Annotated in this window: 15 protein-coding genes; 10 read left to right on the forward strand and 5 right to left on the reverse strand. The window is 66.1% G+C overall.

All coding sequences use genetic code 11. The features are described 5' to 3' along the window. Window positions 1–106: 106 nt before the first annotated feature. The 3 genes from EH199_RS11280 to EH199_RS11290 all read left to right on the forward strand — a co-directional run bounded on the left by EH199_RS11280 (window position 107) and on the right by EH199_RS11290 (window position 3,112). Window positions 107–886 carry a DUF2334 domain-containing protein gene (locus tag EH199_RS11280; RefSeq protein WP_124809352.1) on the forward strand — a complete coding sequence of 260 codons (780 nt, stop codon included), beginning with the start codon at window positions 107–109 and terminating at the stop codon, window positions 884–886. A gap of 129 nt (window positions 887–1,015) precedes the next feature. Beyond that, window positions 1,016–1,939, forward strand: a complete 924-nt coding sequence (locus tag EH199_RS11285; protein ID WP_223806625.1) for a hypothetical protein — start codon at window positions 1,016–1,018, stop codon at window positions 1,937–1,939. Then, window positions 1,940–3,112 carry a glycosyltransferase gene (locus EH199_RS11290; RefSeq protein WP_124809353.1) on the forward strand — a complete coding sequence of 391 codons (1,173 nt, stop codon included), beginning with the start codon at window positions 1,940–1,942 and terminating at the stop codon, window positions 3,110–3,112. Window positions 3,113–3,260: 148 nt separating this feature from the next. On the opposite strand, the gene EH199_RS11295 is transcribed toward EH199_RS11290, so the two are convergent. The 3 genes from EH199_RS11295 to EH199_RS11305 all read right to left on the reverse strand — a co-directional run bounded on the left by EH199_RS11295 (window position 3,261) and on the right by EH199_RS11305 (window position 9,243). Next, on the reverse strand, window positions 3,261–5,600 hold the full coding sequence (locus EH199_RS11295) for a TonB-dependent receptor (protein ID WP_124809354.1): 2,340 nt from the start codon (window positions 5,598–5,600) through the stop codon (window positions 3,261–3,263). A 334-nt stretch (window positions 5,601–5,934) separates the two neighbouring features. Further along, window positions 5,935–8,220 carry a TonB-dependent receptor domain-containing protein gene (locus tag EH199_RS11300; protein ID WP_124809355.1) on the reverse strand — a complete coding sequence of 762 codons (2,286 nt, stop codon included), beginning with the start codon at window positions 8,218–8,220 and terminating at the stop codon, window positions 5,935–5,937. A 102-nt stretch (window positions 8,221–8,322) separates the two neighbouring features. Further along, the gene (locus EH199_RS11305) at window positions 8,323–9,243 is read right to left on the reverse strand and encodes a LysR family transcriptional regulator (RefSeq protein WP_124809356.1); all 921 of its coding nucleotides are present in this window, start codon (window positions 9,241–9,243) and stop codon (window positions 8,323–8,325) included. Between the two features lie 106 nt (window positions 9,244–9,349). Between EH199_RS11305 and EH199_RS11310 the strand changes: the two genes are divergently transcribed. The 7 genes from EH199_RS11310 (at window position 9,350) to EH199_RS11340 (ending at window position 18,009) form a co-directional block, all read left to right on the forward strand. Further along, window positions 9,350–10,048 carry a pirin family protein gene (locus tag EH199_RS11310; RefSeq protein ID WP_124809357.1) on the forward strand — a complete coding sequence of 233 codons (699 nt, stop codon included), beginning with the start codon at window positions 9,350–9,352 and terminating at the stop codon, window positions 10,046–10,048. Window positions 10,049–10,091: 43 nt separating this feature from the next. After that, window positions 10,092–10,505, forward strand: coding sequence for a DoxX family protein (locus tag EH199_RS11315; RefSeq protein WP_124809358.1), 414 nt, complete (start codon window positions 10,092–10,094; stop codon window positions 10,503–10,505). A 78-nt stretch (window positions 10,506–10,583) separates the two neighbouring features. Then, window positions 10,584–11,171, forward strand: a complete 588-nt coding sequence (locus EH199_RS11320) for a nitroreductase family protein (protein ID WP_124809359.1) — start codon at window positions 10,584–10,586, stop codon at window positions 11,169–11,171. Between the two features lie 165 nt (window positions 11,172–11,336). Further along, a complete protein-coding gene (locus tag EH199_RS11325; RefSeq protein ID WP_124809360.1) occupies window positions 11,337–11,963 on the forward strand; it encodes a murein L,D-transpeptidase catalytic domain family protein in 627 nt (208 codons plus the stop codon). A 330-nt stretch (window positions 11,964–12,293) separates the two neighbouring features. Continuing rightward, window positions 12,294–13,460 carry an efflux RND transporter periplasmic adaptor subunit gene (locus EH199_RS11330; RefSeq protein WP_223806626.1) on the forward strand — a complete coding sequence of 389 codons (1,167 nt, stop codon included), beginning with the start codon at window positions 12,294–12,296 and terminating at the stop codon, window positions 13,458–13,460. 5 nt (window positions 13,461–13,465) lie between these two features. Next, the gene (locus tag EH199_RS11335; protein WP_124809362.1) at window positions 13,466–16,600 is read left to right on the forward strand and encodes an efflux RND transporter permease subunit; all 3,135 of its coding nucleotides are present in this window, start codon (window positions 13,466–13,468) and stop codon (window positions 16,598–16,600) included. Next, the gene (locus EH199_RS11340; RefSeq protein ID WP_124809363.1) at window positions 16,597–18,009 is read left to right on the forward strand and encodes an efflux transporter outer membrane subunit; all 1,413 of its coding nucleotides are present in this window, start codon (window positions 16,597–16,599) and stop codon (window positions 18,007–18,009) included. Before EH199_RS11335 ends, EH199_RS11340 begins: the two co-directional genes overlap by 4 nt. Before the next feature lie 6 nt (window positions 18,010–18,015). On the opposite strand, the gene EH199_RS11345 is transcribed toward EH199_RS11340, so the two are convergent. Both EH199_RS11345 and EH199_RS11350 read right to left on the reverse strand, forming a co-directional pair. After that, the gene (locus tag EH199_RS11345) at window positions 18,016–18,468 is read right to left on the reverse strand and encodes a MaoC family dehydratase (RefSeq protein ID WP_124809364.1); all 453 of its coding nucleotides are present in this window, start codon (window positions 18,466–18,468) and stop codon (window positions 18,016–18,018) included. Beyond that, the gene (locus EH199_RS11350; protein ID WP_124809365.1) at window positions 18,468–20,405 is read right to left on the reverse strand and encodes an acetyl/propionyl/methylcrotonyl-CoA carboxylase subunit alpha; all 1,938 of its coding nucleotides are present in this window, start codon (window positions 20,403–20,405) and stop codon (window positions 18,468–18,470) included. Before EH199_RS11350 ends, EH199_RS11345 begins: the two co-directional genes overlap by 1 nt. Window positions 20,406–20,409: the final 4 nt, after the last annotated feature.

The following is a 20,409-nucleotide window of genomic DNA, read 5'->3' on the forward strand; positions in this document are numbered from 1 at the left end:
GTTTCGCTTGCTGGAATACACGATCGGCGACGTCTATCGGGCATGGGCTTGCGCTCCGCAGGCCTTTTTCTGACGCCAGATCACACCAAGCGCCAAACCGCCGTTGATGACCGCAAGCTCCTCTTCCTCCCGCCGTCTGCTCGTGTCGATCCACGATGTCTCGCCGCGTTTCGAGCGGCAGGTCGATGCACTGGCCGAACGGCTTGCCGCGCATCTGGGCGGACCGCGATTTGCCATGCTGGTCATTCCCGATCACTGGCACGGCGCCCCGCTGGCCGAAGCGCAGGCATTCCAGCGCCGCTTGCGGGACTGGGCCGATGCGGGCGTGGAAATGTTCCTGCACGGCTGGTCGCACATCGACGAAACGCCACCCCAGGGTAGCGTGGCCGGCTTCAAGGCGAAGCGCATGACCGCTGGTGAAGGCGAGTTCCTGAGCCTTTCCCGCGCCGAGGCCCTGGCGCGCATGACGCGAGGGCGGGCGCTGGTGGAAGAGGCGATCGGCCGTCCGGTCGCCGGCTTCATCGCACCGGCCTGGCTTTACAGCGATGGCGCGCTGGAGGCCGCGCGCGACGCCGGCTTCGCATTGGCGGAAGATCACATGAAGGTCTGGGAGCCGGCCACCGGCGCGGTCCTCGCCCGTGGCCCCGTGGTCACCTGGGCCAGCCGCAGCCGCCCCCGCATCGCCAGTTCGATCGCCTTCGCTGCGCTGGCCCGCACGGCCTTGCCGCACGTGCTGCCAACGCTGCGTCTCGCGGTCCATCCCGGCGATTGCGGCGTACCGGCCCTGCTTGCCAGCATCGACAGCACGCTGCGCTGCTTCCTGCGCACGCACCGGGCCAGCCGCTACGATTCGGTCGCCACCGCGCCAAAGGCACTGGCCGCGTGACGCGCCGCCTGCCGCCTCCGCCGCGGACCGTTCATCCGGCCGCAAGGTTTGCCGCCCTAGGCGCGGCTCGATCCTGCTACCGGCCCGCCACCGAGTTGCGGCCATGCTGTTTCTCTCAAGGTTTTCGCGATGACTAGCGCGTCCGATGTCTCCGCACCCGGGATGAGCCTGCCCGATCCGATCGCCGCCGGCGCCGGGCTGCGCAAGTGGAGCCCCCTGCTCGGCCCCGCCATTTCGCTGGCGATTCTCGGCGCGGTCCTGCTGCAGCTGCGCGAGCTGAACTGGTCGATGATCTGGTCGATCATCCCCCGCTCGCCGCTGGTGTGGCTGGTGCTTGCGGCCAGCTATTTCGCCGCGCCGGCCGCCGACTGGCTGATCTTCCGCCGCCTGTGGAACATCCCGGCGGCGGGCTTCATCCCGCTGGTCAAGAAGATGATCGGTAACGAGCTACTGCTCGGTTACGTCGGCGAGGTCTACTTCTACGACTGGGCACGCAAGCATGTGAAGATGGAAGGATCACCCTTCGGCGCGGTGAAGGACGTGGCCATCCTCTCGGCGCTGGCGGGCAACATCCTCACGCTGGCCATGCTGGCGCTGGCCTGGCCGCTGATCGGGCTGCTGGGCTTCGGCAAGGACGGCAACCTCATGGCGATGTCGATCGGCATCGTCCTGCTGACATCGCTGGTCATCATGTTCTTCCGCAACGGGCTGCTCAGCCTGCCGCGCGACGAACTCATCTACACCTTCGTCGTCCACTGCCTGCGCGTGATCGCCAACACCGGCTTCGCCGCGCTCGCCTGGCACCTGATCCTGCCGGGCGTGAGCCTGGGATCGTGGCTGCTGCTCGCCACGATGCGCCTGCTGATCTCGCGCCTGCCGCTGATTCCCAACAAGGACATCGCCTTTGCCGGCGTCGCCACCCTGCTGGTGGGCGAACACCTCAAGATCGGGGTGATGATCGCGATGGTCTCGATGCTGATCCTGGCCACGCACGTCATCCTGTTCCTGGCGCTGACGGTGCTGGACGCGGTGCGCAAGGAAAAGGCGGCGTAGATGAAGATCGTCGACGTCTGCGCCTTCTATGCTCCCAAGGGCGGCGGCGTGCGGACCTATATCGACCGCAAGCTCAAGGCCGGCGCCGCGCTGGGGCATGAAGTGGTGGTCATCGCCCCTGGCGCCCACGATCATGTCGAACAGCGCGGCCCCAATGCCCGGATCGTGTGGCTGAAATCGCAGCTGTTCCCGCTCGATTTCAACTATCGCTATTTCAACGATACCGAAGCGCTCTATGCCGCGCTCGATCGCGAGGCGCCCGATTTCGTCGAAGTGTCTTCCCCCTGGCGCAGCGCCAGCACGATCGCCGACTGGCCGGGCAATGCCCCGCGCGCGCTGATCATGCATGCCGATCCGCTGTCGGCCTATGCCTATCGCTGGCTCGATCCCGTGGCCAAGCGCCCCACGATTGATCGCGCGTTCGATCGTTACTGGCGGCACCTGCGCCGGCTTGACGGGAAATACGACATGGTGGTCAGCGCCAGTCCCGGGCTGTCCGCGCGGCTGGTCGAAGGCGGTTTGCGCCACGTGGTGACCAACCCGATGGGCGTCGATCCGGGCGTGTTTTCGCCGCGCCTGCGCGATGAAGACCTGCGCCGCCGCCTGCTGGCCATGTGCGAGCTGCCCGAAAGCGCCACGCTGCTGCTCGGCGTCGGCCGCTTCGCGCCCGAAAAGCGCTGGCCGATGCTGGTCGAGGCGGTCGAGGCCGCCGGCTCGCGCCATCCGGTCGGGCTGGTGCTGGTGGGACAGGGGCGGGACCGCAAGGCGATCGTGCGCCGCGTTTCGGCCAATCCGCATATCCGCATCCTGAAGCCGATCACCGATCGCGGCGAACTTGCCCGCGTGATGGCCAGCGCCGACGCGCTGGTCCACGGGTGCGAGGCGGAAACGTTCTGCATGGTCGCCGCCGAAGCGCGCGCCAGCGGCCTGCCGCTGATCGCGCCCGACGAAGGCGGCGCGGCGGATCAGGCCCGCGCCTCCGGCGGCTGGACCTATGCCTCGGCCAGCGCCGCCGCCGCTGCGGATGCCATCGCCGACTATGCCGCGCGGCGCGAACGCGGCGAAACCGGCCCGCACGCGATCATCCCGCCGCCGCGCACGATGGACGATCACTTCGCAGAGCTGTTCGCCTCTTACGAACGCCTGGTTACTCCGCACCGCCGCGCGGCCTGAAGGCTGCCCCCCATTTCACGCGAAAGCCGCCGGCCAGTGCCGACGCGTACAAAAAAGCTGCGGCAAGGCACAGGCCCGCCGCCGCAAAGGGTGGTCAGAAGTAAGCCGGGGCAGGCCAGCAGCCCGTCCCGGCCTTATTCGTCATGCGTCAGAACTGAACCGTCGCATCGATACCGAAGGTGCGCGGCGCGTTGTAGTTCGCGTAGTCGCCCAGCGAGGTGTTGGCGCCCGAACGACGATAGATGTGTTCTTCGTTGAACAGGTTGCGCGCCCAGGCCGAAACGGTCAGCTTCTGGCCGCCATCGCTCATCGGGATGTCCGCCAGCGACAGGCGGGCGTTCACGATGAAGCTCTTGTCGGTCATCAGCTTTTCGCCGGCGAACGAGTGGACAGGATCGCTGTAGTTGCCATCGACGTGGAAGCGCAGTTCGGTACCGGCGCCGCCGACCGGCAGTTCATAATCCATCGAGCCCGACAGCGCGTTCTTCGGCGTGTACAGGATATAGACCGTTTCGAAGACCGGCGTGGTCACCGGCGGATTGAGCGAGGCGTTCAGCGCTTCCTGCACCGTGTTCCGCGCCGGCGGCACGTGGGTGTAGGTATAGGCGTAGGACAGGCCCATCGACAGCCCGTCGACCGGACGCACGGTCAGGTCCGCTTCAACGCCGCGAATCTTGGTGGTGCCAAGCGCGTTGACGGTTTCCAGCGTGTTCCGGACGGTGCCGTTCTGCTGCAGGATGAAATAGTTGAAGTCCACCTGCGTGTTGTCGCGGTCCATGATGTAACCGGCCACGTTGAAGCGCACCTTGCGGTCGAAGAACTCGGTCTTCAGGCCCACTTCGTAGGACTTCACCGATTCCGGCCCGAACGAGCGATAGTTCAGCGAGCGCGAGCTGGCGCCGCCGGCGCGGTAGCCGGTGGCATACTTGGCGTATACGTTGATGTCAGGGTTGACCTCGTAGGCCAGCACCACCAGCGGATCGAACCGGCTGTTCGACTGGTCGAACGTGAAGTTCGTTGCCGCGCCGTTGACGGTGTAGAGCAGACCGTTCTTGTCGTCCTTGGTATAGCGGCCGCCGACCGTGATGTGCAGCGGATCGAACGGGTTGTAAGTCACCTGGCCGTAAGCGGCATAGCTCTTGGCATAGGCCGTGCTGGCACGCGCCAGCGTAGCGCTGAGGTACGTCGACGGATCGTTGATGGTGTAGCCGTTGAGCGCCGCGTTCCACTTGTTGGTGTTCGGCGTGCGCGCCCAGTCGCTGGCACGTTCGTTGAAGTAGTACAGGCCGAACACGTAGTCGAACTTGCCGGCCGAACCGACCGCCTGGAGTTCCTGGCTGAACTGGCGCTGCTGCAACCCGGCCAGCGAATAGCGGCTGAAGTTGACGTTCGGCCCCCAGATCGGCGTGCGGTGCGCGCCGCCCGAGTTGTCCCACTGTTCGTCGCTGACCGTGCGCCAAGACGTGATCGAGCGCAGTTCCAGGCCCGGCGACACCTTGTAGCTGATGTGCCCGGTGAAGCCCTTGGTGATGTCGATGCTCGGCTGCTGCGGCACACCGATATCGGCCGAGGTGGCACGACCATAGCCGTACTGGATCAGCGGCGTGCCGTTGGCATCCTTGGGGATGTTGGCAAGCGCGGACGGCGTGATCGTCACGAGCTGGCTGTAGAACGGCGTGTTCTCGTCGCGCGACTTGTCGAACGCGAGGTCGATGGTCAGATCGCTGGTGGGCTTCCAGCGAGCCGCGATGCGGCCGCCGTAGCGGTGATACTGGTTCCAGCCGGCCTGGCCTGCCAGCGGGTTCTTGATCGTCGGATCCTGGTGCTGAAGCACACCATCGAGCTTGATCGAGATATTGTGGTATTCGGGCAGATCGAGGTGCAACTGGGCGTTGTACGAACCGTAGTTGCCCACGCCGGCCTGCAGGCGGCCACCGAATTCGCCGGTGGGCGCCTTGAGCACCATCGACAGCGCGCCGCCCTCGGTGTTCCGGCCGAACAGGGTGCCCTGCGGCCCCTTGAGCACTTCGACGCGCTCGACGTCATAGAGGCTGGCGTTCAGGCCATGCTGACGGCCGAGGTAGACACCATCGAGATAGACGCCGACGCCCTGTTCGCGCGCGGGCTGGTTGGCGTCGTCGGGAACGATGCCGCGAATACCGATCGTCAGCGCCGACTGGCGCGCTTCGAAGGTGGAGATGCGCAGCGACGGAACCGAGCCGTCGGCAAGGTCCATCAGGCTCTGGACGTGGCGCTTCTTGAGATCGTCCGCGCCCATCACCGAGATCGAGATCGGCGTCTGCTGGAGGTTCGTCTCGCGCTTGGTGGCGGTGACGACGATTTCGGTCAGGCCGGTGCTGTCGGTTTCGGGCGAAGCGGCATCGGCGGCGGGTGCGGCGGCTTCAGCGGCGAAGGCGGGGCTGACGGCAAGCGCAAGCGCTCCCGTTCCGGCCAGCAGGCCGGCACGCAGACAGGTCTGGAAGTTCATGTTTCCCTCACTTGTGAGGACTTGTGTCCTCGGGCGAGGCCGCGTCTAGCCGCCTTCCAATGCAGTTTTGTTACGGTCCCGCCGATTCTCTCGGGAAATGTTCGCGCACTGCGACGGACATGTGACGAAACCCAGGAATTTCAGAGCGTTTCCAGATATTTCCCGCGGGGGAAAAATGCGGATGCCAATCCGCGAATCGCCCGTTCCCTGCGGCACGATCGGCGGTGCAGCGGTCCGTCGTCTGAAACAAAACGCCCCCCATCCCGAAGGATGGAAGGCGCTCCGCATTTGTTTTGATCGGAGCCGATACCCGGCTCCGAAATGGTGGCAAGTGTCAGAAAGCAGTCTTCAGCGTCACGAACACCTGCCGCGGCGCGCCGGCCAGCAGGGTCTGGTTATCGCCACTGAAGCCGAAGCCGTTCGAACCGATCGTGGCGACATAGCGCTTGTCGAACAGGTTGGTGGCGTTGACCTGCAGTTCCACCGGCTTGCGCCAGCCCACGTTGAAGCGATAGCCCAGCGAGGCATCGATCAGCGTGCGCGCGGGCACCTCCTGGTCGTTGAGATAGGTGAAATAGCGCTTCGACATGTAGTTGGCCGAGACGCGGCCGAAGAACCCGTCGCTGTCATACGAGATTTCGCCGCGCAGCAGATGCTTGGGCGCGTCGACCACGGTCTTGCCCTTGGTCGCATAGAAGTTGCCCTTCGCGTCGGTGATGTCGTCGCGATAGGTCGTGTCGTTGTAGCTGTAGGAGGCGAACGCGCCGAAGCCCATCGGCAGCTTCACGTCGAGCGCCGCCTCGATGCCCACCGCGCGCACGCTGCCCACGTTCTGCAGCGCGTTGGCCGCGCCGACGATGCCGACCGAGGTGGGAATGGTCAGCAGGCGGTTGCGGAAATCGACGTAGTAGCCGGCCAGCACCGCGTTCACCACGCCGGTGTTGTAGCGCAGGCCGACTTCATAAGTATCGGACTGTTCGGGCTTGAGCTTGCCCTTGATCGCGTCGAACCCGGCCTGGGTGGACGAGAACGGCCCCGTCGTCGCCGACGAGACGAAGGCCCGCGTCACCGAGGTGAAGCCGGCGAACGCTTCCAGCCCCCGCCCGAACTTGTAGTTCACGCCCACGTGCGGCTGGAACCAGTCGCGCGCGGACAGGCGGCCGATCGTCCGGTCCCCCAGCACCAGCGGGTTGGCGTTATTGTTTACCTGGAAGCCCTTCCAGCCCAGGTTGATGTGCGCGTCGCCCAGCGTGATCTGGTCCTCGACATAATACTGCACCGTGGCGGTGTTGTACTTGATGTCCCACTGGGTGAAGAACGGGTTGCGCATGAAATCCAGGTGGTTGCGGCCCGGATTGGTACGGCTTTCATAGGCGTAGAAGCGCCGCGCCTGCTCGAAATTGTTGTTTTCGTACCACGCGCCGATGGCCACCTGGTTCGCGCCGAGATCGAGGTTCACGCTGCCGAACATGCCGGCGCGGTCGATCGTGTACTCGGTCGTCCGCACCGCCATCGGCACGCCGGTGGGGCTGTTGACATAGGGCGTGCCCCAGGTGCCCTGCCCGGAGTTGTGGTGGTAATAGGTCTTGAACTTGAAGGTCACCTTGTCACCGGCGGGGGCGGTGAGGCCCACCGCGCCCAGCCAGTCGCGGCGCAGGCCCGATGCGTCGTAATAGGCATCGTCCAGCGTCTGGATCGGCGCCGGATAGACCGTGCCCGCCGTCGGGTTGAGCGGCGTGGTGCCGCTGTCGCCGCGATTGGCGCCGATGTCCGCCACCTGCACCGCCAGCGCGTATTGCGAAGGGCCGAAATTGTCCCAATCGTAGCCGAGCCGCTTGATCATGCCGAGCGAAAGATCCTGATAGTCCTGCTCGGCCCGGTCGGAATAGCTGAGATAGGCATCGACCGTGGCATCGCCCAGCGGCGCCACCACCTTGGCGTTGGCCATCAGCGTGCGCTGCTGCCCATCACCCTTCCACTTGTCGAGGTTCTGGTATTGCACGGAAGCAAAGGCGCGCAGCCCGTCGGCGGTGCCCAGGCCGACCCTGCCGAAAACGCGCACGGTGTTCGAGGAACCGTAGGTCACGTTGCCGTCCACGCCCAGCACGCGCGCGGGATCGATCGATTCGAACTCCAGCGTGCCGCCCAGGTTGTTGGTCGATTGCGTGTCGATCGAGCCCGACCCCTGCGACACGCGGGTCACGCCGATGTTTTCGGACGTGATCGCGCGGCTGATGTGCAGCCCGTTGACGTTGCCATAGGTCATGTCGCCCAGCGGAATGCCATCCAGCGTGAAACCAAGCTGGTTCTGGTTGAACCCGCGAATGGTGATGCGGGTCGACCATTCGTAGTTTCCGAAAGGATCGGCCGACTGGAAGTTGACGCTGGGCAGTTTCTCGATGGCCTTCAGCGGGCTGGTGCCCGCCGCCAGCAGCGTCAGATCGGCGTTGGAGATTTCCTGGACCTGCCGCGTCTGGCCGGCACCGAACACGACGATTTCGGGACCGGCGGAAGCATCGGCGGGAGCGGGCGCGGCTTCGTCGGCCGGGGCTTCGGCGGCAAAGGCGGGAGCGGCGACGGCCATGGCGGTCGTCACGAACAAGGCAGTCACACAGCGCATCTCTTTTCCCCTCATGGGCCTGGACTCGAGATGCGCCGCTAGACGGCCCGTGTTGCACGATCGTGCAGTTTTCCTTTCATTTCAAAGGCGGATTTGTGCGCGCTATATGACGATGGGGCCGGCGTGATCGCCACCACACCCCGCTTTCAGCGCCTCGATCAGCCAGGAACGCGCCGGCCCCGGCGGGCAATCCCGCCGCCACTGCGCGTTAAACGGATAGGCCACGCCGGGCGCTTCCTGCATCGGCAGCCGCACGAGTCGCCCGGCGTCGAGATCGTCTTGCACCAGATGCAGCGGCATGTTGCCCCAGCCGATCCCTTCCAGCAGCAAGGCGTGCTTGGCGCCGAGATCGCCCAGCCGCCACGTGCGCGCGCTGAGCACGGAGAAATCGCGGCCCTCGGTCAGGCTGGAACGGTCGGTCAGGACCAGTTGCAGATGCTGCCGCCCGGCCCCGGGGGGAATCTCGGTCAGGCGCGCCAGCGGGTGCGAAGGCGCGGCCACCGGCAGCAGTTCCACCTCGCCGATCCGCATCCGGTCGAGCACGGGGTCCTCGATCACCACCGGCCCCGTCACGCCCACATGCGCCCGCCCCTCCAGCAGCATTCCGGCGATCGCACCGAGGGCTTCCACGTGCAGGCGCAGGTCCACCGTCGGGAAATAGGCCTGGAACTGCCGGCAAAGCCGCGCCAGCCACGCGGTGGGATACATCACGTCCACGGCCAGCGTCAGTTCCGCCTCCAGCCCCTGGTTATAGCCGCGCACCGAGGCCATCAGCGCGTCAATATCGTCCGCCACCGCCCGTGCCGTCGCCAGCACCGCGCGGCCCGCTTCGGTCAGCGTCGGCCGGCGCGATCCCTCGCGCTCGAACAGGGTGACGCCGAACTGCGCCTCCAGGTTGGCGATGCCATAGCTGATGACCGAAATGGCCCGGCCCAGCTTGCGCGCGGCGCCGTTGAAACTGCCTTCATCGACCACGGCGAGGAAGATGCGGATCTGGTCGATGGTTGGCTGGCCGACGTCCACGTTCGATACTCCTGAACATTCCCATCAATTTTATCGGAATTTTCAGATTGCCTTTCAAGGGCCATACCAAGGTCATTCGCTGCAACGCGATTTTTGGAGACATCCCGTGATCGAAGTTCGCCCCTTCCATTCGCTTGGCGCCGCCAACCACGGCTGGCTCGATGCGCACCACCATTTCTCGTTCGCCGACTATTACGACCCGCAGCGCGTGCAGTGGGGCGCCCTGCGCGTGTGGAACGACGATACCATCGCGGCGCAGAGCGGTTTCCCGCCGCATCCGCACAGCGACATGGAAATCGTCACCTATGTCCGCACCGGCGCGATCTCGCACCGCGACAACCTGGGCAACGCCGGCCGCACCGTGGCGGGAGACGTGCAGGTCATGTCCGCCGGCACCGGCATCCAGCATGCCGAATACAATCTGGAAGACGAGGAAACGACGCTGTTCCAGATCTGGATCATGCCCGACCGGCGCGGCCATGCGCCAAGCTGGGGCACGCGGCCCTTCCCGCGCGACAGCCGCACCGGCCGCTTCGACGTGCTGGCTTCGGGCGTCGCCGGTGACGAGGACGCGTTGCGCATCAACGCCAATGCCCGCGTGCTGGGCGCGACGTTGCCGGCAGGCCAGAGCCTGCGTTACGAAATCGATCCCGACCGCCATGCCTATCTGGTTCCGGCCACCGGCCGCATCCGCATTGGCGACGCAGAAGCACAGGCCCGCGATGGCGTGGCCATCACCGGCATCGATACCATCGAGATTACCGCGCTCGAAGACAGCGAGATCGTCCTCGTCGACGCGGCCTGACTGCCCCCCTTCTCCCCCCTTCGAACAGAAAGAATCCCATCCCATGACCATTCAGACCACTACCGCCCGCCCCGGCACTTCCGCCAGCGATGTCGCCGCTCTTGCCGGTCGCATCCTCCTTGCCGCCATCTTCGTGCTGAGCGGCCTGTCCAAGGTCGCCGCGCCCGCCGGAACGATCGGCTATATCGCCAGCGCGGGCCTGCCCTTGCCGCAAGTCGGCCTGGCCATCGCCGTTATCGTGGAACTGGGCGGCGGTCTGGCACTTGTGGCCGGCTTCCGCACCCGGTTCATCGCCGCGGTGCTGGCGTTGTTCAGCCTGGCAACCGCGCTCGCCTTCCACAACCACCTTGCGGACCAGAACCAGTTCATCCACTTCTTCAAGAACGTGGCGATGGCTGGCGGCCTGTTGCAGGTCGTCGCTTTCGGCGCCGGCCGCTTCGCGCTCGACCGCCGTTGAAACCACGCATCCGGGCGGCCTCACCAGCCGCCCGCCCCTTTGCTGTCATCCCCGAAACTCGCTCCGGAAGGCCACGCCATGGAAAGCCGAACCACCAATCCCCGCCTTGTTCCGCTGCTGATCGACCGCTGGTCGCCGCGCGCCTTCGATGGCAGCGCCCTGCCGCAAGAAGACCTCGAGGTGATCCTGGAGGCTGCCGGCCTCGCCCCGTCGGCCTTCAATTACCAGCCCTGGCGCTTTCTCTATGCCGTGAACGGCGATGCGCACTGGGATCTGTTCCTTTCGCTGCTGATTCCGTTCAACGCCAGCTGGGCGAAGCAAGCCGGCGCGCTGGTCTTCATCCTCTCGGAAACGCACATGGGCAGCGGTGACGAAGCGCGGCCATCGCACAGCCACAGCTTCGACGCGGGCGCCGCCTGGGCGCAGCTGGCCCTGCAAGCCACGGCAATGGGCTACCACGCCCACGGCATGACCGGAATCGACTTCGACCGCATCCGTTCGGAACTCGGCATTCCCGAAAGCTTCCGCGTCGAAGCCGCCGCCGCGATCGGCCGCAAGGCATCGCCGGACGTGTTGCCCGAAGGCCTGCGCGCCAAGGAAGCGCCGAGCGGTCGCAAGGCCGTGGGTACGATTGCCGCCCGGGGAGCCTTCGACGCCCTGCCCTGAAAACCGGACGGGCGAAGCGAGCCGCGGCGGCAAAAGTTCCCGCCCCGCGGCTCGCCCCACGCGATCCCTGGCACCGCTCGCCGCACTTTCCTCCGTTGCGGTTTGAAATTCGGCGGGCTGCTCCGTACATCCCGGACAAGAGCAAAATCGGGGTCTCGGAATAGCATGTACCTGGGCAGGCGCCATTTTCTGGGCGCCATTGCCGGGTCGGCAGCCAGCCTGTTCATGCCGCGCGATCTTGCGCAGGCGATCGCCCCCCAGCCGGAACACCTTCCGGCGGGCGCAGACAGGTCCGTGCTGTTGTCTCGCGCATTGGCGGCCTTGCAGCAGCATCACGATCGCGTCGCCAGCCGCGACGTGATCGGCATCGTCGACTTTTCGGCGCCTTCGCGTCTGCCGCGCTTCCAGCTGGTCGATGTGGCGGCAGGAAAGGTCATTTCCGACCATCTCGTCGCGCACGGCAGCGGTTCCGATCCCGGCAACAGCGGCTGGGTCCAGCGCCTGTCGAACCGGCCCGGCTCCAACGCCTCGTGCAGCGGGGCCTTCCTGACCGGCGAAATCTACAGCGGCAAGCATGGCCGGTCGCGCCGGCTTCAGGGTCTGGATACCGAAAACAGCATGGCCTCCAGCCGTGGCATCGTGATCCACGCCGCGCGCTATGTCGCGCCCGATCTGGCGGAAAGCCAGGGGCGCGTGGGCCGCAGCCAGGGCTGCTTCGCGGTCTCCGCGGAGGATATCGCCCATGTGCTCGAACGGCTCGGCCCCGGCCGCCTGCTGTTCGCCGCGCGCTGACTGCGCCTTCCGCCCGCTTCCCGCGACCGACGGCTCACCACCTCCTTTTTTGACAAACGTCCAAAAAGGAGGTGTGCAGAATCTCCATTTGTATCATTGTGTCGCATCGATGCGGCAACGCAGCATAGGCAGGCGCACGCGCCGCGCGATGTGCTAGCAAGCTGCGAATCACGCGTTGAAAGCCATGGGGGCTTTCGGGGGAGACCATGTCGGAACATGACCTTGCCGCTGTCCGCACGGGGCGGTCGTTCTGATCTGCGGGAAATGCCATCGCCGATGCTGCCGTTGCTCCCTTGTCCGCATGGTCCGATGAAAGATTGCGAGCCGAAATTGCGTTTCCTTCTACCCTTGGCCTGCACCGCTCTCCTGCTTGCCGGATGCGGCGACAAGAAGGGAGACAAACAGTCGCCGACGCCCACCGTGGGCGTGATTGCCGCCCGCGCGGGACCGGTCGCGCTGACCGCGGACCTGGCCGGACGGACGCAGGCGTCGGAAGTGGCCGAAGTGCGGCCACAGGTGTCGGGCATCGTCATGGCGCGGCTGTTCGAGGAAGGCAGCAACGTCCGCGCGGGCCAGCCGCTCTATCAGATCGATTCGCGCCTCTATGCGGCGTCCCAGCAGCAGGCAAGCGCCGCGCTGACCAACGCGCAGGCATCGGTCGAAGCCAGCCGCCTGAAAGCGGAGCGCTATCGCGTACTGGCCGAGGAAGGCGGGATCAGCAAGCAGGACGCGGCGGATGCCATCGCGGCTTACAACCAGGCCCGCGCCCAAGTGGCGCTCAACCGCGCGTCGCTGGCTTCCGCCAACGTCAACCTGGGCTTCACCCGGATCACCTCTCCGATCAGCGGCCGGATCGGCCGGTCAGCCGTGACCAAGGGCGCGCTGGTGACGTCCAATCAGGCCGATGCGCTGGCCAAGGTGCAGCGGCTCGATCCGATCTGGGTCAACATCCAGCAATCGAGCACCGATTTCATGGCGCTGCGCCGCTCGATGGACGCCGGACGCATCGCGGCGGGATCGACGCCGGTGCGCATCATCCTGTCGGACGGCAGCGAATTTCCGGTCGAGGGCAAGCTGAACTTCGCGGATATCGACGTGAACGAGCAGACCGGCACGGTCACGCTGCGCGCCACCGTGCCCAATCCGCGTGGCGATCTGCTGCCCGGCCTGTTCGTGCGCGCGCGCGTGGGCCAGGGCACCGTGCCTGACGGCATCCTCGTCCCGCAAACGGCCGTCACGCGGTCTCCACGCGGCACCGCCACCGTGCTGGTCGTCAACGCCAAAAGCATGATCGAAACGCGGAACGTAACCGCGGATACCGCCGTCGGCACGAACTGGCTGATCACCAGCGGCCTCAAGCCCGGCGAGAAGATCGTGGTCGAAGGGCTGCTCAAGGCCCGCCCCGGCGCGAAGGTGAAGGCAGTGCCGGCGGGCAGCAAGGCAGCGGAAGAGGGTGACGGGAAAGGTGCCGGCGCGCCGGCCGCCGCTGGCAAGTAAACGCCGTGCTGTCGAAATTCTTCGCGCATCGCCCGATCTTCGCCTGGGTCATCGCCATCGTGGTGATGGCGGCGGGCGGGTTCTCGATCACCACGATGGCGGTGGAGCAATATCCCGACATCGCGCCGCCGACCGTCTCGATCAACGCCAGCTACAACGGCGCGGACGCGCAGACGATCGAAAACAGCGTGACCCAGGTGCTGGAACAGCAGCTCAAGGGCATCGACGGGCTGCTCTATTTCACGTCCAGCAGCAGCAACGGTTCGGCGCAGATCACGGTGACCTTCGAAAAGGGCATCAATCCCGATACCGCACAGGTCCAGGTGCAGAACGCGATCGCGCGCGGCGTCACGCGGTTGCCGCAGATCGTGCAGCAACTGGGCGTGAACGTGAACAAGGCGCAGGCCGACCAGTTGATGGTCGTCTCGCTCTACGATTCCACCGGCCGCAGCGACAACGCGGACATCGCCGACTATCTCGCCACGCACTTCCAGGACCCAATCTCGCGCGTGGAAGGCGTGGGCAGCGCCGACATCTTCGGCTCGCAATACGCCATGCGCATCTGGCTCGATCCCAACCGGCTCAACGCGGTGAAGCTGATGCCGGCGGACGTGATTTCGGCGCTGCAGGCCCAGAACACGCAGGTTTCGGCGGGCGAGATCGGCGCCCTGCCGTCGCAGCCGGGGCAGCGCCTCAACGCCACGGTAACGGCCCGGTCGCGGTTGGAAACGATCGACCAGTTCAAGGCGGTCGTACTCAAGACCCAGGCCGATGGCTCCACCGTCACGCTGGGCGATGTCGCCCGCGTCGAAATGGGGCTGGAGAACTACGGCTCGATCAACAAATTCAACGGCGCGCCCGCCACCGGCCTCGCCATCAATCTGGCATCCGGCGCCAACGCCATGGCCACCGCGCGGCTGGTCAAGGAAAAGGTCGCCGAACTGTCGACCGAGCTGCCCGAAGGCTACGCGGTCGCCTATCCGCGCGACAGCAGCACGTTCGTGAAGATTTCGATCGAGGAAGTGGTCTGGACGCTGATCGAGGCGATCGGGCTGGTCGTGGTGGTGATGTTCGTGTTCCTGCAGAACTGGCGCGCCACGTTGATCCCCGCGATCGCCGTGCCGGTGGTGCTGCTGGGCACCTTCGGCATCCTCGCCGCCGTGGGCTATTCGGTCAACACGCTGACCATGTTCGGCCTCGTCCTTGCCATCGGCCTGCTGGTCGACGATGCCATCGTGGTGGTCGAGAATGTCGAGCGCGTGATGCACGAGGAGCACCTGCCCCCGCTGGAGGCGACGGTGAAATCCATGGGCGAGATCACCTCGGCGCTGATCGGCATCACGCTGGTTTTGACCGCCGTGTTCATCCCCATGGCCTTCTTCGGCGGATCGACCGGCGTGATCTATCGCCAGTTCTCGGTCACCATCGTGTCCGCCATGGCGCTGTCGGTGATGGTCGCGCTGACGCTGACGCCGGCGCTGTGCGCCACGCTGCTGAAGGAGCACGAGAAGCCGCGCGGATGGTTCTTCGCCAAGTTCAACCGCAGCTACGAAAGGCTGGAAGGCGGCTATCGCAGCCGGCTGCTGCGGGTGGTGAGCCGGCCGCTTCCGGGCATGCTGGTGTTCGGCGGCGTCTGCCTGGGCATGGCGCTGCTCTATGCGCGGCTGCCCACCAGCTTCCTGCCGGACGAGGATCAGGGCAACCTTTCGCTCAGCTACACGCTGCCCGCCGGATCGACCATCGAACAGACACAAGCCGTGGCCGACCAGCTTTCGGACTACATCAACCGCACGGAAAGCCACAACATCCAGGCCGTGTTCACCGTGGTGGGCCGCGGACAGGGCGGCAGCGGGCAGAACACCGGCCAGGGCTTCATCCTGCTCAAGCCGTGGGACGAACGGGTGGGCAGCGCAAACAGCGCCTCCGCCATCGCGCAACGCATCAACAAGCATTTCGCCTCCTCGCGCGATGGGCAGATTCTCGTCCTTTCGCCGCCGGCCATCCGCGGGTTGGGCAACGCTTCGGGCTTCGAGATGTGGCTGCAGGATGCCGAAGGACAGGGCACCGCCGCGCTGACCGCCGCGCGCAAGGACCTGCTGGCGCAGGCGGCCGACGAGCCCCGGCTGGGCCAGGTGCGCTTCAACGGCCTTGAGGACACGCCGCAGCTCAAGGTGAAAGTGGATGACGCCGCGCTCACCGCGTTCCAGATCACGCCCGCCAACGTCAATTCCACGCTCTCGACCGCGTGGGGTGGCACGTATGTGAACGACTTCATCGACCGCGGCCGCGTCAAGCGCGTCTATGTCCAGGGCGATGCGCCGTTCCGCAGCCAGCCATCGGACCTGAGCCAGTGGTTCGTGCGCACCGCCGATGGCGACATGGCGCCCTTCTCGGCCTTTGCCGAAACGAGCTGGACGATCGGCGCGCCGATCCTGCGGCGCTTCAACGGCATTTCCGCGCAACAAGTGCAAGGCGCGCCGGGGCCGGGCACCAGTTCCGGCGATGCCATGAACGTGATCGAGAAAATGGCCAGCCAGCTCGATGGTGGCTTCACCGTGGCGTGGAGCGGGCTATCCTATCAGGAACGCCGGTCGAGCAGCCAGGCACCGGTGCTCTATGCGGTGTCGATCTTCTTCATCTTCCTGTGCCTTGCCGCGCTCTACGAAAGCTGGTCGGTGCCGTTCTCTGTCCTTCTGGTCATTCCGCTGGGCGTGGTCGGCGCGGTGCTGGCGGTGACGCTGCGCGGGTTCGACAACGACATCTATTTCCAGGTGGCGCTGCTCACCACGATCGGCCTGTCCGCCAAGAACGCGATCCTGATCGTCGAATTCGCCGAAGCCGCGCTGCGCAGCGGCGTGCCGCCGCTCGAAGCCGCGCTCGAAGCGGCGCGGCTGCGCTTCCGCCCGATCATCATGACCAGCGTGGCCTTTATCGCCGGTGTGATCCCGCTGGTGATCGCCAGCGGCGCGGGCGCGAACGGGCGGCGCGCGATCGGCACCGGGGTGATGGGCGGGATGCTTTCGGCCACCGCGCTGGCCATCTTCCTCGTCCCGCTGTTCTTCGTGCTGGTGAAGCGCTGGTTCGCGCGCAAGGCGGCAACCACGCCCGCGCCCGCAAGCGGTCAGGAGGCCGGAGCATGAACCGCCGCCTTCTGTTCGCCACGCTGCCGCTCGCCGCACCGATGGCGATCCTGGCCGGGTGCAACATGGCACCGAAATACGTCCGCCCGGAAGCGCCCGTCGTCCCCGCGCTGCCGCAGGGAGAATCCTATCCCGTGCTGGCCGCCGGCGAGACGCGCATCGACGAGATCGGCTGGCGCGATTTCTTCCTCGACGACCGGCTGCGGCAGGTGATCGCCCTGTCGCTCGCCAACAACCGCGATCTGCGCGTGGCCGTGGCCAACGTGGAACAGGCGCAGGCGCTCTATCGCGTGCAGCGCGCCGCCCTGTTCCCCACCGTCGCCGCCACCGCGACCGGATCGGAAGCGCGCACCAACGGCCTCACGGTCGATACCCTGTCCACCGGCATAGGCATCTCCTCGTTCACGCTCGATCTGTTCGGCCGGCAGCGCAATCTCACGCAGGCGCAGTTCCAGACCTTTCTCGCCACCGACGAAGGGCGCAAGGCCACGCAGATCACGCTTGTCGCCGAAGTGGCGACCGCGTGGCTGACTTATGCCGCCAACGCCGATCTGCTGCGCGTGGCGGAAGAAACGCTGCAATCGCGCGAACAGAGCCTGGCGCTGACGCAGCGGCGCGAGGCCATGGGGATCGGCACCCGGCTCGACATCGCGCAGGCGCAGACCGCGCTCCAGACCGCGCGATCGGACGTTGCCGACTACAAGACGCGGCTGGCGCAGGCGCGCAACGCACTGGAACTGCTGACCGGCGCGCCCGTAAGCGAGGCCATGCTGGCGGACACGCTGGGCAACGGCGGGCAAACGCTCGCCACCCTGCCGGTAAACCTGTCCTCCGCCGTGCTGCTGCAGCGCCCGGATGTGCTGGGCGCCGAACACCGGCTGCGCGCGGCCTATGCCAATATCGGCGCGGCGCGCGCGGCATGGTTCCCCACGATCTCGCTGACGGCCGCGCTCGGCGTCGCCTCGGGCAGCCTTTCGGGCCTGTTCAACAGTGGCGATTTCCGCTGGAACGCATCGGGCAACGCCAGCGAGACCGTGTTCGACGCCGGCGCGCGCAGCGGCAACCTCGCCTCGGCCAAGGCCGCGCGCACCGCAGCCGTCGCCACCTACGAAAAGACGATCCAGACCGCGTTCAGCGAAGTGGCCAACGCGCTCGCCCGGCGCGGCACGATCGACGACAAGCTGGCCGCGCAACTCGCGCTGACGGACAATGCCGGTCGTGCGCTCACCCTGTCGCAATCGCGCTATCGCAACGGGATCGACACCTACCTGGCCACGCTAGACGCGCAGCGCACGCTCTACAGCGCGCGCCTCAGCCTGGTGAACACGCGGCTGGCGGCGGCGAGCAACATGGTGGAGCTGTACCGCAGCCTGGGCGGCGGGCTGAACGCGGAACCCGCGCGCCCCTGAACCGCCTTACGCCGGCCGCTTCTTGAGCAAGGCGCTGCGCAGGCAGCGGCACACCACCTCGTCGCGCTGGTTGATCAGCTCGTGCGTGAAGGTGACGATGCCCGCGCCCGGCCGGCTTTTCGATTCCTTCAGCTCGGCCACCTCGCTCGTCGCGCGCATGGTATCGCCGATGAACACCGGCTTGGGCATGACCAGCTTGTCATAGCCGAGGTTGGCGACCAGCGTGCCCAGCGTGGTATCGCCCACGGACAGGCCGACCATCAGCGCGAAGGTGAAGGTGCCGTTGACGAGGATCTGGCCGAACTCGCTCGCCCTGGCCGCTTCCAGATCGATGTGCAGCGGCTGCGGATTGTGCGTCATTGTCGAGAACAGCAGGTTGTCCGTTTCGGTCACGGTGCGGCGGATGTCGTGATCGATCCGATCACCCACCTGCCATTCGTCGAAAAAGCGCCCGGCCATCAGCCTTCCTCCTGCTCCACGCGCGCCAGCAGCGCCTCGACCTGCACTTGCGCGCCGGGGGTGACGGTCAGCTCCGCCACGGTGCCGTCGAACGGCGCGGTCAGCGCGTGTTCCATCTTCATCGCTTCCAGCACCAGCAGCTTCTGGCCCTTGGCCACCGTGTCGCCCGCCGCGACATCGACCGAGATCACCTTGCCGGGCATGGGGGCGAGGATGGCGCCATCACCGGCGTGATGGGTGTTCGTGCCCCGCGATTGGCGGACCGTGATTCGGTGCGTGTGACCTCCGCATGAGGCGAAGACAACATCGTTCACCCGCTCCGATGGACCGTAGATGTCGTGCATCTCGGGCACCTCACAAGCCATGTCGCCTTCGACAGCTTTCCCATCGGCGTCGAGGTAAACCCGGCTTTCACGCGGTGCGTTAAGGCGGAAACCTTGAAGGCGCTGTGGCAAATCGGAGGAAACAAGCAATTCGGCCGCACGGGTCAGTGCGTACTGAGCCGGCCCTTCATCCTCATGGATCACATCAGGGTGATCATCGATGAAGGCGGTGGATAGCCGGACCCTATGGAAGTCCGGCTCGACAAGCAGTCCGTGCAGCATCGATGCGTTCGTCTTGACGGGCCAGCAACGAACTGCACCAGCCGCGCTCGTGAGTCCAATCGTTGCGTTCAAGCGATCCGGCGCATGGGCAATCAGCTTGGCGACCATGGGATCATAGAAGGGCGTGACCTCGTCGCCTTCTTCATAGCCGGTATCGATGCGCAACCGGGCGTCTTGCACATTCCAGTGCCAACAGTTGTCGACACCGCGATATTCATACGGCTCAAGCTTTTCGGGAAGCCGGAAGTATTCCAGTTTGCCAATGCTCGGCAGGGAACCCTTGGCCGGATCTTCCGCGTAGAGCCGCGCCTCGATGGCGTGACCGTCGATCCTTAGCTGATCCTGCCGTTTGGGTAGCGGTTCGCCGCTCGCCACGCGCAACTGCCATTCGACCAGATCGACGCCGGTGATCATCTCCGTCACCGGATGTTCGACCTGGAGCCGCGTGTTCATTTCCATGAACCAGATGCGATCGGCGCGCAGGCCTTCGCTGGCGTCGGCGATGAATTCGATCGTGCCGGCACCTTCGTAGTCCACCGCCTTGGCCGCGCGGACGGCGGCGCTGCACACGGCCTCGCGCGTCGCTTCGTCCATGCCCGGCGCGGGGGCTTCCTCGATCACCTTCTGGTGGCGGCGCTGGAGCGAGCAATCGCGTTCGAACAGGTGGACGACGTTGCCGTGGCTATCCCCGAACACCTGCACCTCGATGTGGCGTGGGGAGAGGATGTACTTCTCGATCAGCACGCGATCGTCGCCGAAGCTCGCGGCCGCCTCACGGCGGCAGGAGGCCAGCGCTTCGGCAAAGTCCGCCGCCGTCTCCACCCGGCGCATACCCTTGCCGCCCCCGCCCGCGACGGCCTTGATCAGGACGGGATAGCCGATGGCATCCGCCTCGGCCTGAAGCCGCGCCTCGGACTGGTCCTCGCCAAGATAGCCAGGGGTCACCGGCACACCGGCGGCGATCATGCGCGCCTTGGCCGCGTCCTTGAGGCCCATCGCGGTGATCGAGGCGGGCCTGGGGCCAACCCATACAAGGCCCGCGTCCAGCACCGCCTGGGCAAATTCGGCGTTTTCGGAAAGGAAGCCGTAGCCGGGATGGATCGCCTGCGCTCCGGTGGCCCTGGCGGCGGCGATGATCTTTTCCCCCACAAGGTAGCTTTCGCGCGCCGGCGACGGGCCGATATGCACCGCCTCATCCGCCTGCCGCACGTGCAGCGCCTTGGCATCAGCGTCGGAATAGACCGCCACCGTGCGAATACCCATGCCCCGCGCGGTGCGGATGACACGGCAAGCGATTTCGCCGCGATTGGCGATGAGAAGGGACTGGATCATGGCC

It is taken from the genome of Novosphingobium sp. LASN5T (genome assembly GCF_003856955.1).
GTDB lineage: Bacteria > Pseudomonadota > Alphaproteobacteria > Sphingomonadales > Sphingomonadaceae > Novosphingobium.